Source organism: Roseivirga ehrenbergii (assembly GCF_001593005.1).
GTDB classification, from domain to species: Bacteria; Bacteroidota; Bacteroidia; order Cytophagales; family Cyclobacteriaceae; genus Roseivirga; species Roseivirga ehrenbergii.
The window spans coordinates 606668-622100 of record NZ_LQZQ01000045.1 but is presented as its reverse complement, the minus strand read 5'-3'; the positions used below and the strand labels follow the sequence as shown (position 1 = coordinate 622100).

Below are 15433 nucleotides of genomic sequence, written 5' to 3'. Positions count from 1 at the left end.
GCCAATATAGAAAAAGTTTTTTAGCGTTTAGTAAAGGAAACTACTCATCGGCAAGGTCGTCAATCTCAAGGGTCTCTAAGATATCAGCCATTTCATCAAAGTCTTTATAGCCTGGTCTTATTTCATTTCCTCCCTGAATGGATATTCCTTTCAGGTCACTTTTAGCCAATTCTGTTACGGTTTCTGCTGTAAATCCAGAGGCCAATACTACGGGAATGTCTTTGGATAAGCTTTTAAGCCTGTCTTGATCAATTTCAGAAGCATCGAGGAGCACATAGGCTAACTTTTCACCTGAAGCTTCCCAAGCTGCTTTTACCGAATCTATATCATGAGCTAAAAAGCTTACTGCCAATCCCGTTTCTAATGCTTCATTAATATGTTCAATATGTTCAACTTGGATGGCGTTTAACTGATAACCTTCAATTACTACTTTTATAACACTATCGGCTGAGGATATTTCACCTACATATTCTACACCAGAAAGCCATTCAGTAATCTCTTTATATTTCTGAATATCAGTGTAATTAGATGCGCTCTCTTCAATTTCAAATCCAAGCTGATTTACTTCCATGCCTGCACAATAGCGAGCATCGCTCAGGTTATTTATACCGCTTACTTTTACAAAAGTTCTTAATGCCATGCCTATTGAGTTTTTCTATAATCAATTGATTGTTTGAATTCGGAATGCTGGCAAAACTAATAGAATTAATGCTGTTTTGCATACAATTTTAAAGCTTCTGATTACTTTGCAGAGACAGCAATAGAATTCGATTTTTAAGCATATTTAACAAAGAACAATATATCAAATGGCAGTTGTATTAGTAAACGACACGAGTTTTGAAAAGGAAATTCAAGAAAATGAGAAAGTGGTAGTAAAGTATTTTGCTGGCTGGTGTGGTAGCTGCAGATTGTTTTCTCCGAAATTCAAAAGACTATCAGCAGATGAGCGTTTTGATGGTATTAAATTCTTGGATGTAGATGCCGAAGAAAGCCCAATTGCTCGTAACCTAGGTAAAGTATCTAATTTACCTACTTTCGCTATTTTTAAGAATGGTGAGTTGGTAGAAACCATCGCTTCGAATAAAGAAGATCAAGTAGTAGAAATGATTTCGAAATTGAATTGAAATGAAGATTCCGGTAATAAAAAAATTAGTTGAGGAAGTCGCCTTAGAAGATTTAAAAGCGACTGAAGAAGCTTTGATGGAAGAGCAGAAACCAGCCATAGAAATTCAAGGAGATGATGAGGGTGAGCAACTTACACATGTGTTTGCGGCCATTTTTATTTTAGAGAAAATGGAAAAAAATGGGATTGATTTTAAAACAGCCCTGCGTGAATACACTCAAAAAGTGAGAACATCTATTAGTTAAACCCTTATATTTGTTTGGTCAAAGAATGAAAGTGGTAGTGCAATATTATTTGCAGTACCACTTTTTTTATAATGTATCGATTGATATTTCGTTTGTTTTGAAGTTCTATATTTGTCCTATGTGGAAAAAAGCCTGCTTATCCTTTTTCATTGTCATTCTTGCACTTTCATCTTGCCAAACAGGTGAAGACCCAATTCCTGCACTGGATGCCGATCAAGGAAAGAGTTATTTCTTTATGGTGGAGAATAAGTATCGCGAATATAATGTACGCGAAATCAGGTATTCAGCAGTAGATATCAGCGACACACTTGTGTACCAATTGAGAGAAGAGGTTCATGAGTCTTTTGTCAATAGCCAAGGAGAGGAATCTAGAATTATTCATCGTTTAACCCGCGACAACGATACTCAACCGTGGGCATTAGATTCGGTGTGGACGGCTCGGGTAGAAAAGGATAGGGCCGTTTCGATCGAGAACAATATTTCTGTGGTTAAAATGGTTTTCCCTTCTCAAACAGGTCGTGTTTGGGATGGAAATATCTTTAATACTAAAGCAGTCGATCAGTTTAAAATCTTGAATTTTGGAGTTCTTACCAATATAGCGGTGAATAATGACTTAGAGACTACTTCTACCATGACCATAGAGCATGAAAATGACGAGGATGGAATTACATTTAGAGATATAAGACGAGAAGTTTATGCCGATAGTATTGGCTTAATTTCTAAGCTCTATAATGTAGTAAAGATATGTTCACGCCAAGAATGCCTGGGCGAAGAAAAAATTGAATTGGGAAGATTTTACAGAGAAACCATTTATGCACATGGTTTTATAAATGAGTAGAAAAACTAAACTAATTGTAATATTAATCTTTATTGGTTTTAGCCTTTCGGCCCAAGACCGATACATGGTTTTCTTTACCGATAAGTTTAACTCTCCATATTCCATTAGCAATCCAAGTCAATACCTATCCCAAAGATCAATTCAAAGACGGGAAAAACAGCGTATCTCGATCGTTGAAAACGACCTGCCCGTAAACCAAACTTATATAGATGCCTTAAACAACTTAGGTATTAAGGCAATTCACCGAAGCAAATGGATGAATGGCATTTTGGTTGAAATGGAAACTTCATCTGTGAATTTGGTGGAAGCCTTATCTTTTGTGGAAAGAGTAGAATATGTTGCGCCAGGCCAAGTGCCTTCTGGTGGCATAAGCGGTGATGAAGCCAATAGTAAGTTTGCTAACGCAGGAGCGGCAGATTTTCAAAACAATATGCTAGGTATCGATGAAATGCATGAAGATGGTTTTGAAGGGCAGGGAATGTTGGTAGGAGTGTTTGATGGTGGTTTTCAGAACATTGGTCAAATTGCGGCATTGCAACATTTATTTACATCCAACAAAATTGTAGCACAGAAGAATTATGTGACAAATACCACTATTGTTGAAAACAGTGAATCACATGGAACAAGGGTTTTATCCATTCTGGCGGCCAACAACCCAAGTGAATATGTGGGAGCAGCTCCAGCGGCCAATTATATTTTATGTGTTACCGAAGGGGCTGGGGAGTACAGAGTAGAAGAATATAATTGGCTTTTTGCTGCAGAAATGGCTGATAGTGTCGGAGTAGATGTTATCAATACATCGTTGGGTTACAGTGTGTTTGATGATGCTACTATGAGTTATACTTATAGCGATATGGATGGCGAAACAGCAGTCATCACCAAAGCCGCTAACATTGCAGCTACTAAAGGAATAGCATTGATCAACAGTGCTGGAAATGAAGGAAATAAAGTATGGCGTTTTATAACCGCACCTTCCGATAGTGAAAACTTATTGTCAGTTGGCGCCATAGATGCTACTGGTTTTAGGGCGAGTTTTAGCAGTTTTGGCCCCTCTGCAGATAACCGAATAAAACCCGATGTAAGTGCATTAGGACAGGGGACAGCCGTTATAACCGCCTCTGGCAATATCTCATTTCAGAATGGAACTTCGTTTTCTGGTCCTGTGGTAACAGGCTTTGCAACATGCCTTTGGCAAGCTTTTCCAGAACTCACTAACCTAGAGTTGTTGGATTTAATTAGAAAAAGTGGTCATCAATTCAATAGCCCAGACAATGAATTGGGCTATGGTATACCAAATTATGGTAGGGCTTATGAATTGGCTTTTACCCCTGAACCGTTAGAAAATGAAGTTTTGGTTTACCCAAACCCAACTTCAGATAACTTCATTAACCTTGTCTTTCCAGAGGGTTTCTTGAGCGAATCTGCCACTGTAACATTAATCGATATAAATGGTCAGCAGGTGAGTAGCTTTCACATTGAACCACAAATGAGCAGTAACCGTGTTAAGATTGATTTGAACAATCAAACGGCTGGAATCTATATTCTTAGAATCAAAGGCCAAAGAACCAGTTTCAAGAAGAAAATCATAAAATATTAGCCTTATATTTGGGGCATGAACGCACCCATTATAGCCCCTTCCGTTTTAGCTGCCGACTTTGCCAATTTGCAGCGTGATGTTGAAATGTTGAATGAAAGTCAAGCGGACTGGATTCATGTTGATGTCATGGATGGAATGTTTGTACCGAATATTTCTTTCGGTCTACCTGTTTGCGAAGCCATTTACAAGCATGCTAAAAAACCTTTAGATGTTCATTTAATGATCGAACAGCCTGATCGTTATTTGGAAGACTTTAGAAATGCAGGTGCAGCCACTATTACTGTGCATTACGAGGCTTGCGATCATTTACACAGAACCCTTCAGGTAATTAAGTCGCTCGACTGTAAAGCGGGCGTGGCATTAAACCCTCATACCAATGTTCAGTTACTCGAAGATATTATCTGCGACATCGACATGGTATGTATAATGTCGGTTAACCCTGGTTTTGGTGGGCAGAAATTCATTGAAAATACGTATAAAAAAGTACGTCAACTCAAAGAAATCATTGCCGAAAACGATGCCAAAACCCTAATTGAAATTGATGGTGGAGTAAATGCTACTAACGCACCACTGTTAATGGAGGCAGGTGCAGATGTGCTTGTAGCTGGAAGCTTCGTGTTTAAATCACTCGACCCTTTGGCTACCATAGAAGAATTAAAAAGAATAGGGTAGTAGCGACCTTAGTTTAATGAGGCCTTTAATTCTTCTACCACCTTTTTACTGTTTCCAACAAAAATCTGATTGTTGACTATAAATACTGGGCGCTTTAAAAAGGTGTATTCTTCTAAAATGTATTTACGGTAATCTTTTTCATCCAAATCCATCTCGTTAAGTCCCATCGATCTGAATTTCATTGCCTTTCTGCTGAAAAGTGATTCATAAGAGCCCGACATTTCCTTCATCTGCTCCAACTGATCAGGAGTGATGGCTTCTGTTTTAATGTCTTGCTTCTCGAAATCTGACAGATTCAGTTCATCCATTATTCGTTTACAAGTAGAACAAGTGGAGAGATAGTATACTTTTTTCATAGTGCTATTGGGGTTCATGTTTCTAATTTGTATTCTAAAAACTAAATGCAAAGTCTATCTAGTTTTTTCATTTGCAATGATTAAGCATTTCTGGTCTATAAACTAAAAAGATCGTTAAATAGTGCTAACTATTGGCGAACACAAAAAAAAATATCGGTCAATTAAGTCATTAGGCAATTTTTCTCTTGTATTATTTGATCGAATGCTATTATTTGTAAAATCAAAATTAACACTAAACGACTAAGAGGAGAAAACATGATGAAAAACTTAACGAAAGCTGTATTGGTTTGCTTGATGGTAACTTTGTCTTCAACCGCAGTAAAAGCTCAAGGAATCACTGATCAAGACATGAAAGACTATGCCATTATTATGTTGGCACAAAAAGCTATCACGGACAAAATTAGCCCATATGTTAATGATCTGATTGAAAAGCAAGAGGGGATTGATGGTAATAGATACGCTGAGTTGGATGCTGCAGCAAAAGGAGATATCAATAAATTACCAGCAGATGCCTCAGACTTCGAAAAACAATTTTACGGTATTGTTCAGAAGAGAGTGAAAGACAGAACAGATGCAGCAGGTGTTGTAGTGAATAATTTAGCAAAATACTCTTTAGGGGCTTCAGCATACAATGCTGTAAAAAAAGCATATGCTAGTGGTGGAGACACTAAAGCAAAAATTGACGCCATGATGGCAGAGTTAGTATCAGAGAAACCTTAATCAACCTTAACATACTAAGTCAGAAAGGTCGCAGTGATGCGGCCTTTTTTTATTTGTCATTGATAATAAATCCGATAGTTTTCCTTTATTAGTCTAAAGATTGCAAACCTTGAAACACGGACGCTTACTTATCCTTCTGGTACTACTTTCATCATTAGCCTCTACTGAGGTGAATGCGCAATTTTGGAAAAAGAAAAACAAAAGCGATGTACAAGCTTTTGCCCCAGGCGAGGCTACCGAACCCAAAGAGGCAAAAATGGTAAGCCCTGTGCGGGTAATGCTCAATAAATTCAATCTACAGTTAGAAAAGGGCTATGGCTTCTTTCTGTATCAAAATGAATTGACGGATGTTTCTGTAGTTCGCAATCCAAGAGGAGATCAGTTATATATCATGCCCATTGGTCAAGAATCTACCTCAGGCCCATATAATGCCTATTCTAACTGGTTCAATGATTTGACCCCCACAAATATTTATAGAGTTGATGACGATTCTCAAATTGTAAGAACCGATACGGCTTCAGTGATTTATAAAAATAGTGGAAGAATCAATCCTCTTACTTTAAGAGTTTCTTTCTCTTTAAATAAAGTAGATAAGCTGAGGTTAAAAACAACAGGCGAGCGCGTAATGTCCGATAAAGAAATGCTTCGTGTAGGCCTAGGAATAAGTACTGGTGCATTAAAATTTACGAATACAGTCAATTATCAAGAAGTGGACGACAGGTTGAGATATTTCAATATACCTGAAACCAAAATTTCGACTACCAAACTCTTTGGATCACTAACGTACAATGCTTACACTTTTATGGACTTCTCCTTCCTAGTCGATGCCAGTGGGGGAGTTTGGAAAACTAAATCGTCACATCTTAATCAAGACTTAGTGACCTATGACCCTTTCTTTAATGTGGGGTTCATCATTGAAAAGAAAGTTTCGAAGTATTTCAAGCTTTATATGCGCCCTTCTTTCGAAATGAGGAAATACAGTCTGTCTGATGAATTCATCACCACAGCACACTCGCTAAGCCTGTTTACCATTGATATTGGGGCACTCATTAAATACCCAACATATCCAAGAAATAGACATGGAGCAAACCGTGTACAAATGGAGCATGTTTTCAATGGTAAAATCTATCGTGGAAGGTCTATATTCCAACCGCAAAATCCACGTACTGGCCAGTTCGGCCAAACCAGAAAGAAGAAAGTAAAATATGGCGGAGGAAACGATTAAAAACCGCCATTTTTAGTCTTCATTTTACCCTTTTACTCTAACAAATTTTAGTATCTTGCCACATTATATTTCGAACTATTTTTAGACTAAATGGCAGAAGGAACGAACGAGACAATCATCCCTATCAATATTGAAGATGAAATGAAGGGAGCCTACATCGACTATTCCATGTCGGTGATTATTTCAAGAGCTTTACCAGATGTAAGAGACGGCCTAAAACCCGTTCATAGAAGAGTACTCTATGGTATGCTAGACCTTGGAGTAAACTGGAACAAACCATATAAAAAATCGGCCAGAATTGTAGGAGAGGTGTTGGGTAAGTATCACCCACATGGCGACTCATCAGTATATGATACTATGGTGCGTATGGCCCAACCTTGGTCTTTACGTTATCCATTGGTCGATGGGCAAGGAAACTTTGGTTCGGTAGATGGTGATTCACCTGCGGCTATGCGTTATACCGAGGCCAGACTCAGGAGAATTGCAGATGAGCTATTAACTGATATCAATAAAGAAACCGTTGATTTTCAATTCAACTTTGATGATTCCTTAAAAGAACCATCGGTGCTTCCAGGTAAGCTTCCAAATCTATTATTGAATGGTAGTTCAGGAATTGCAGTAGGTATGGCTACTAATATGGCTCCTCACAACCTAACCGAGGTAGTAAACGGAACCATTGCCTACATAGAAAACAATGATATATCTTCAGAGGAATTGATGCAGCATATAACTGCACCAGATTTCCCAACGGGAGGTACCATTTATGGTTATACTGGAGTAAAATCAGCTTTTGAAACGGGAAGAGGTAGAGTTGTTCTGAGAGCAAAATCAGAAATTGAAACCATGCCTTCAGGTCGTGAGCGAATCATCGTTACGGAAATTCCATACATGGTGAATAAGGCCAGTATGATTGAAAAGACGGCTGCATTAATCAATGAAAAGAGAATTGAAGGCATATCGGATTTACGTGACGAGTCGGATCGTAATGGAATGCGTATTGTTTATGAATTGAAGAAAGATGCTATTGGAAATGTAGTATTAAACAATTTGTTTAAATATACTCAGCTACAATCTTCTTTCAGTGTAAATAATGTGGCCCTTGTAAAAGGAAGACCACATACCCTCAACACCAAAGACTTAATCAAGTACTATGTAGAACATAGGCATGAAGTAGTTATTCGCAGAACTCAGTATGAACTGAATGAAGCCGAAAAAAGAGCCCACATTTTAGAAGGATATCTAATAGCCTTAGATCATTTGGACGAAGTGATTTCATTGATCAGGAATTCAAGAGATCCTGAAATAGCCAAAAATGGCTTGATGGAGAAGTTTGAACTCTCTGAAATTCAAGCAAAAGCCATTTTGGAAATGCGTCTCCAAAGACTGACAGGCCTGGAAAGAGATAAAATTCAGAAGGAATACGATGAGATTATGGAGCTGATTAACCACCTAAAGGAAATTCTTGAAAAAGAAGAGCTTAGGATGGAAATCATCAAAAATGAATTGATTGAGATCAGAGATCGCTATGGCGATGAGCGAAGAACAGACATCATTCATTCATACGAAGATTTTAGTGCGGAAGACATGATTCCGAATGAGGAAATGTTAATTACTATTTCTCACTTGGGTTATGTAAAAAGAACATTGTTGTCTGAATATAAAACTCAAGGTAGAGGAGGAGTTGGCTCTAAAGGTGCTGGCTCGAAAACAGATGACTTTACTGAATACCTCTTCACTGGAATGACCCACGATTACCTACTCATATTTACAGAGTTTGGTAAAGTGTTCTGGAAAAAAGTTTGGGAATTACCTGAAGGTAGTAAAACTGCTAAAGGACGACCAGTACAAAATCTGATCAATATAGAACCAGGTGATAGAATCAGAGCAGTAATCAATGTTCAGAACCTAAAGGATGAAGACTACATTAATAACAATTATGTAGTAATGTGCACCGAACTCGGAACCATTAAAAAGACTTCTTTAGAGGCTTATTCTCGTCCACGTACCAATGGTATAAATGCGATAACTATTAACGAAGGAGATCGCTTACTTGAGGTCAAATTCACAAACGGTGATAATCACATCATTATCGGAGCTAAATCTGGTAGGGCAATTCACTTCCATGAGAGTGATGTTAGACCAATGGGTAGAACAGCAGCAGGAGTAAGAGCGTTTAGGCTTGCTGGCGAAGACGACAGGGTGATTGGCATGGTATGTGTAAACAGAGAAGAAGCTAACCTATTAGTTGTGTCTGAAAACGGATATGGTAAGCGCTCACCAATAGAAGATTACCGAATTACCAAAAGAGGAGGTAAGGGAGTAAAAACCATTAACGTTACTGAGAAAACGGGTAACCTTGTGGCCATTAAAGAGGTAGTCGATAGCGATGACCTTATGATCATTAACAAATCAGGAATTACCATTAGAATATCAGTGGATTCACTTAGAGTAATGGGAAGGGCCACCCAAGGTGTTAAACTTATACGCTTAAACGAAGGTGATGCTATTTCATCAGTTGAGAAGATTCAAAAAATAGAATCAGAAGATGAGGTAGAAAATGTAGAATCAATCGAAGGTTCTACTGACACACCAGAAGTTGAAGGCGAAAACCAAAATGAAAGTAAAACAGAAGAGTAAATTTTAAATTAAACAAGAGACTAGAAAACATGAAAAAGCTATTTTTTACCGCCTTGCTATTGTTTTTTGTAGCGGGGGTATACGGACAAAAGAAAGTGCTAAAAAGTGCCGAAAAGGCGCTGAAAAAAGGCGAATACGCAGAAGCACTTACATTGGCCAAACAGGCCTCAGAAAATGCTGAAACCAAAGACGATGCAGAGGTGTATGTAATCCTTGGAAAGGCAAAGATGTATCAGTTTAAAGCTGATATGGAGAATATTGACCTTGCTAAAGAATCATTCGCTTACTTTAACACTGCGGTGGAAAAGGGAGACGCAGACCTTAAGGAAGACTTATATTTTCCGCCAGTAATGAATAACAACAATGACTTTATTGGTGGTGGTGAAGGTTTTATCTTTCTTCAAAACCTTTTAAACAAAAAAGGAAACGATTACTTCGAAGTTGACGATTTCGAAAATGCATATAAGTACTTCAGCTTATCAGCTGATATTAAAGCAGATGTGATCATGAACTTCTATGCAGGTTATAGCGCTTATAATGCAGATAAGGTGGATGATGCGATTAAGTATTATACTAGAGTAGTAGAATCAACTGAAGAGTTTGAGAATACCAATTTCGCTTACAACGGTCTTATCGACATGTATCTTACCAAAAAGGATTTTGATAACGCTTTGAAGTATGCTAGAATGGCTCAGAAGGCATTTCCAGATGAAAAGGTATACAGAGACTTCGAAATTGATATCTTGATTCAAGGTGACAAATTAGATGAGGCGATTGCTGGAATCCAGAAGAACATTGACAATGGTGATAAAACTGCTATTCTTTACTATACACTTGCATTCTTACAGTATAATGCCGGAGATTATCCTGCCGCTTTAGAGTCTGCTAGTAAGGCATTAGAGTTACAGCCTGATTATCCAGATGCTTCTTATGTTGTAGGTAGTGTTTATTTCAACGAAGGTGTTGAAATCTTAAAAGCTGCAAACGACATTACTGACAATGCAGAGTACGATAAGAAAAGAGAAGAGGCTTATGCTAAGTTTAGATTGGCATTACCTCACTTCGAGAAAGCAGAGAAATCTAAACCAAATGATATTTACATTCTTAACCCTTTAAGTACTGTATATGATCAGTTGGGAATGGATGCGAAAAGAGATGCAATCCTAGCAAGAATTGAAGCCCTAGACGGAGGGGAATAATAATATAAAGAGAAAGGGAGGTTTAACGATCTCCCTTATTCTTTAGCATACTTATTTAACATAATATAAATTATATAACAATTATAGTAATTCCCGTAAACCATTTTATTCTACCCACCGCGCTGTGTCTGTTCCAGCCATTGGCCAGCCCATCACATAAGATTTGCCAGCCAAAGCAGATGCTCTATTTTCTAGTGTACGTCCTTTAGTACAAATTGTCTTCGAATATTCGATTCACCGGCTTTAGGAATTTGCTTGTCAAAACACATGTGAGCCATCGCTTTGTTTAGCTCCGGAAATATTCAAAATCCCAATGAATGGTTGATTGCTTTAATAAATCCAGTTTCTCCTTAATGGTTACTCTATGACCAGCGCCTACAAGAAAAACCCCTTCCTGAAATTCTGTTTTAGCCTGCTGTTCTGTAATCTTAGATATCCAGTGATTCTCACGAGATGTATGTAAATCCAATGCTTCATTGTAGATATCAGTTAGTTCTTTATTGTTTATTGACTTTACTATATCTGATTCAAGAAAATTCAGATAATCCTGCATTTGGTCAGCATTAGCGCTGTTTAGAAATTTAAAACCATGAAAGTGACATAAATCATTATACTCATCCATAACTCTTTGATATTCAGGGTTCCTATTAAATGTGTTTAGCATTTTTCGGAATTTTTCACGGCTAGGCATATCATTTAGATCAACAGCATGGTGATTGAGTGTTTGAGTCATCAAATATTGTTTGATCGCTTGCGTCTCTAAACTATCCTGAAGCTGATTCTTCAAGACTTTTTTATAATCAATAGGTTTTGCCTCTAAATAGAGAACTTGAGGCTTTATATCTTTTAGAATATTATATAGTGAATCAGAAGTACATCTCCCCTTTTCAGAATGCGTAGTTCCGATGACTATTATTTTATTCATTGTAATTTGTCTTGTGCGCTCAAGCCGCTGGGCTTTCACTTTCTGTCTTGAAACAGAAAGTAAACAAAGAATTCAAGAAGGAATAATCGTCCAGCCACACAAGGCGGGCGCATCCCCGCGATTCCTTCGCCAGCGCGCCCGTTTTAACGGAGTCTCTATTTAACATAATAGATTAGTGCTAAGCCCTTGGGTTATCCATTAATCCAACGATTTCAATAACCTCACACTCAGCAACTCTTCGTGGACCCTCCATAAAGAATCCTTCTAGTCCAACACTGATAGTCTCTCGGTGAAAATCTCTCATAGAAGGATCTAAAATCCACATTTTGGCGGTTCCTTGTGCTGGAACTTCGTGGTCATTTTCATCTTCAAACTCAGGCCATATCATAAATAATTGGCTCACAGATTGGTTTCCTAATCTGTTGTACCAAAAATCTGAGCGATAACCCTGAAATGGAAGAGTCTTCCTCCCTCCTTCTTCTTTGCTGTAGAAGCGGTATTTTACCCTAAAGTCTTCTGGGTGATTTAGTTCGTGGCTATATGACTTATGCATTTTCTCGTAATTTAGTTCAACTAATCTGAAATACTTTTTAAGATTGTTTAGTAGGAACCCCGACAATACACGATGCGATTTTGAAGTCAATTTCTTCATAGACCGGGGTTTCCTCATATATCTCAGTTAATGTTTCCACATCAAATTCAATCCTTCTTATCTCGTATGGAGTGTTTAAGTCATTAAGATTGAACACCTTTCTTCTGTCTTTATTCCTACCCCTTTTGTCATCTAAATATGGTTGCAAAAACTCAATCCAGGTTTTTGAAAATGCATCAAAATCAATGAAGTTCTTCTTCCTGTCAAATAATTGCAGTAGCCTTTGAATGATTTTTCGCTCGTCATTCGGAATATTTCGTTGATTATATCGCTTCGTTAAAATCTGTTCTGCAACCTGAATAGCTCTTTTTTTCTTGGGTGAGAGTAACTCGAGTTCATTGTCCTTCAACAGTTGTATGTACTTATTCAAATAATGATCATTCCACTGAATGCTGTCTTGATTTTTGTTTCGAAGATACTTCTTGAGCAATTCACAGATGACAGGAAAGTCCGTATGAATTGATTCGCTCTGTTTTGGCTCAATAAAGTACCACTTTGGTGAATGTTGTTTGTCGCCTCTTAATGCGATAAAGCACCATTCTTCTGGACTATCGACAAAACTCACTCCTGTTTTTAGGGTTACTTTTACATTTCGTAACTCATTGTACTCTTCGTCTGTCAATAAGGTGTCATCTCCTTCCTTTAAACTGACTATTGAGCGAAAGCTATCTGAAATCCCTTCCCAAGAATCATCTGCTTTTTCATAGGCTTTAAACTCCTCTATCATCTCCTGGAGAGACTCTGATTTGCTGAAATGCTTGAACTTGAGTTGATCAGGTATTTTGAAATTAGAACCTATGGTTGAATGAACTAAATCGTTCAACTCCATTAGTTTCTTATCTCCGTTCAATGAAAACTCTTCAGAATCATCAGGCCAGTACATTTCAATCTCTGAGAAAGGTGTATCCATTCTGTCGACTCTGCCAAAGCGCTGCTCTACGATGCGTATGACACTGGGCAAATCTAAAAGCGTAACGGCTGAAGCTTTTTGAAGGTCAACCCCTTCTGACATTTTATCGGAACATAGAGCGATTATGCTTTCTTCATTATCCGATAGCAAATGGAATTTCTCTAAGACTTCGTCTGATTCTTTCTCACTTTCTCCGGTAGCTAATAGAACCTTAGTCTTTGGTGAATGCTCATTTACAAGATGCTTGAGGTAGCTCAGTGTGATTAAACAACTATCGAAGGCGATCACCTTTCGATGATCATTGAGTTGTTCAACCAACAGTTTGGCTTTTCCCTTTTCTCTTTCGTTTGATAGCTGTTTAGCAAGGGTAGCAATTTGTACATAAAGTGCTTTCTCCTCCTTACAGGCTTGAGTGTATTCATTGAGGTTTGTGAACCAACTAGGAAACTCACAGTCTTTAAAATCACTGCTGATTCGAGGCTTCGTGTTTTTAGTGATTATAGTATCAAGTATCTTGATTTTGACCTTGTTGGATTGCTTCTTTTTATATTCAAAATGTTCTAGTTGAGTAGCATCGCTTGCACCTAATATATGCTCAATCAATGCCATTTTAGATGAGCGCAAACGGTATCGAATCATATAGATAGAAAGGTGTTTGGCTGCCAGAAACCGTCTGTCTATGTAAGCTTGTTTTTCATCTTCTGAAATGAAGTATTTGGAATTGTTGATTTGCTTGAGGTAGCTAATTCCCTTTAGCCGGGTGCATAATTCGCTGATTTTCGAAGCAATTACCTGATCCGATTTGGTTTCGTTGGTACGATATGGAACTGGAATTTGATCAGGGAATTTACACGTATCACCAAGAGCATTTTCGTATAGATGAGGTTCTTGATCAATTTGCTTGTTTATTTCTCCTTTTGTTCTTCTTATAGTGAATTTGCTGATGAATTGCTTAAGGTTATTGATGTCCTCATCTTGCCTCAAGTCTGGTCTTGCCTTCAGGTTTCGAAACGATTCAAAGCTCTCGTCACCTAAATTGTCTACATCCAAAAGCTCTACTATTTTCAAAAGATCATCAACCTTTTTATTGATTGGTGTTGCGGTAATCAAAACCTTGAAATCCGCGTTGTTCTTTCTGATAGCTATACTCCTCTTGGACTTAATATTGAGGTAGTTGTGAGCTTCATCAACTGCCAGAATGTTAGCGAGGTTTAGGTCTTCTTCAGCATCTCTGAATGACTTTTGCTTGCCGTTACTCAGCGTACCATTAGAAATTTGATTGTTAGAAACGGTGGCCAGACCTTTAAACTCCTTTTTCCACTTGTCTATGACGAGCGGAGGACAAACAATAACTGAGTTATCACTTTCTTTTCTTCCATTCTCCCATAGCCAATTCTTAAGTGCAAGTATTATGGTGGAACACATCTTCGTTTTTCCTGCACCGGTTGGGTCAGCTATCAACACATTAGAATTCTCCTGTAAAATGGAGAGAGCTTGTGCCAGCCCTCTTTTTTGAGTAGGCCACAATTTGACATTTTCCAACTTGCTGCTGAGGGTTCCAAAATCTGACAGCCAGCCACCTTCTATTACTTCATGAATAGCTCTCGCCAGTGCTTCCTTCCAACCCACAGGTTGTATCAGGTTTTCGAGAAGGTCAATCAACTCATGGTATGGCGTAGCCTTCTTAAAGTAATTGTCGGCTATAAGCTTGATGTCCTCATGAACACTTGCGTGTTCGTCTACAAGAACTCGATAGTTAGCCTCGGTTTGCTTCAATAATCCGTTGTTACTGAAGTTCGAAGAACCAAGCATCGCCATCTTATGGCTTACATAAATCTTTGCATGGAGCTTGTTGAAAAACCTTACCTGAACTCTGTGGGATTTTATCTTTTCGATCAGGTTAATTACACTCCCACCCTGTAAAATAGAAAGTCCTTTTTTTAGCCAGTATTCCTTGATCTCTTTGTCAAGCGGCTTTATGTGGTATCGCTTTCTACCTCTAAAATTTGGGTCAAAGCCGAGCACTATTCGGATTGTTCTGATATTGTTGTAGTCGTCTTTTCCGAAGGTGTCTATTAGGTGAGAAAGTGAAGTATACCCGGTGAGCAAAATGAACTCCTTAGCGACACTTAAATCTCCCATCAATACGTCTCCAACTCTTTTGTTTACTTCCTCAATGTTTAATGGAAAAACCTCTTGTGAAGGCCATCTCATATATGGCTCAACAGGCTCCTTAAACTCCAAGGTCAATTGGGAGTTTTCTACTATGATGCTTGGGTCATCCGGCATTTCTATGTTCCTGTTGTAGGTGGCTTTTTTCGCTTTCAAAGGAGA

14 protein-coding genes are annotated in these 15433 nt (G+C 38.2%); 9 read left to right on the top strand and 5 right to left on the bottom strand.

The genetic code is table 11. The annotated features are described in order from the left end of the window. Positions 1-40: 40 nt before the first annotated feature. Positions 41-640, bottom strand: a complete 600-nt coding sequence (trpF, locus tag MB14_RS12920; protein WP_062592212.1) for a phosphoribosylanthranilate isomerase — start codon at positions 638-640, stop codon at positions 41-43. Between the two features lie 166 nt (positions 641-806). Here trpF and MB14_RS12915 point away from each other — a divergent pair, with 166 nt between their 5' ends. From MB14_RS12915 to rpe, 5 genes are all read left to right on the top strand, one after another. Beyond that, positions 807-1124 carry a thioredoxin family protein gene (locus tag MB14_RS12915; protein ID WP_053222613.1) on the top strand — a complete coding sequence of 106 codons (318 nt, stop codon included), beginning with the start codon at positions 807-809 and terminating at the stop codon, positions 1122-1124. A gap of 1 nt (position 1125) precedes the next feature. Further along, the gene (locus MB14_RS12910; RefSeq protein ID WP_062592210.1) at positions 1126-1368 is read left to right on the top strand and encodes a DUF6952 family protein; all 243 of its coding nucleotides are present in this window, start codon (positions 1126-1128) and stop codon (positions 1366-1368) included. 118 nt (positions 1369-1486) lie between these two features. After that, a complete protein-coding gene (locus MB14_RS12905) occupies positions 1487-2206 on the top strand; it encodes a hypothetical protein (RefSeq protein WP_132643990.1) in 720 nt (239 codons plus the stop codon). Beyond that, positions 2199-3803: a S8 family serine peptidase gene (locus MB14_RS12900; RefSeq protein ID WP_062592206.1), complete on the top strand. Its 1605-nt coding sequence runs from the start codon at positions 2199-2201 to the stop codon at positions 3801-3803. The genes MB14_RS12905 and MB14_RS12900 overlap by 8 nt, the downstream gene beginning before the upstream one ends. 15 nt (positions 3804-3818) lie before the next feature. After that, complete coding sequence (gene rpe, locus MB14_RS12895; RefSeq protein ID WP_053222609.1) at positions 3819-4475, top strand: ribulose-phosphate 3-epimerase; 657 nt, start codon at positions 3819-3821, stop codon at positions 4473-4475. 8 nt (positions 4476-4483) lie between these two features. Here the strand turns inward: rpe and MB14_RS12890 are convergent, their stop codons facing one another. Further along, positions 4484-4831 carry an arsenate reductase family protein gene (locus tag MB14_RS12890; protein WP_062592752.1) on the bottom strand — a complete coding sequence of 116 codons (348 nt, stop codon included), beginning with the start codon at positions 4829-4831 and terminating at the stop codon, positions 4484-4486. Between the two features lie 255 nt (positions 4832-5086). Between MB14_RS12890 and MB14_RS12885 the strand changes: the two genes are divergently transcribed. From MB14_RS12885 to MB14_RS12870, 4 genes are all read left to right on the top strand, one after another. Next, positions 5087-5551, top strand: a complete 465-nt coding sequence (locus tag MB14_RS12885) for a hypothetical protein (RefSeq protein WP_062592205.1) — start codon at positions 5087-5089, stop codon at positions 5549-5551. A 109-nt stretch (positions 5552-5660) separates the two neighbouring features. Beyond that, entirely contained in the window at positions 5661-6776 is a 1116-nt protein-coding gene (locus MB14_RS12880; RefSeq protein WP_132643991.1) for a hypothetical protein, read from the top strand. A gap of 90 nt (positions 6777-6866) precedes the next feature. Next, on the top strand, positions 6867-9413 hold the full coding sequence (gyrA, locus tag MB14_RS12875) for a DNA gyrase subunit A (RefSeq protein WP_062592201.1): 2547 nt from the start codon (positions 6867-6869) through the stop codon (positions 9411-9413). Positions 9414-9442: 29 nt separating this feature from the next. Continuing rightward, entirely contained in the window at positions 9443-10612 is a 1170-nt protein-coding gene (locus MB14_RS12870) for a tetratricopeptide repeat protein (RefSeq protein ID WP_062592199.1), read from the top strand. Between the two features lie 286 nt (positions 10613-10898). Here the strand turns inward: MB14_RS12870 and MB14_RS12865 are convergent, their stop codons facing one another. From MB14_RS12865 to MB14_RS12855, 3 genes are all read right to left on the bottom strand, one after another. Further along, complete coding sequence (locus MB14_RS12865; protein ID WP_132643992.1) at positions 10899-11537, bottom strand: hypothetical protein; 639 nt, start codon at positions 11535-11537, stop codon at positions 10899-10901. A 178-nt stretch (positions 11538-11715) separates the two neighbouring features. Next, positions 11716-12090 carry a hypothetical protein gene (locus MB14_RS12860; protein ID WP_062592196.1) on the bottom strand — a complete coding sequence of 125 codons (375 nt, stop codon included), beginning with the start codon at positions 12088-12090 and terminating at the stop codon, positions 11716-11718. Positions 12091-12127: 37 nt separating this feature from the next. After that, positions 12128-15427, bottom strand: coding sequence for an SNF2-related protein (locus MB14_RS12855; RefSeq protein ID WP_132643993.1), 3300 nt, complete (start codon positions 15425-15427; stop codon positions 12128-12130). Positions 15428-15433 lie beyond the last annotated feature (6 nt).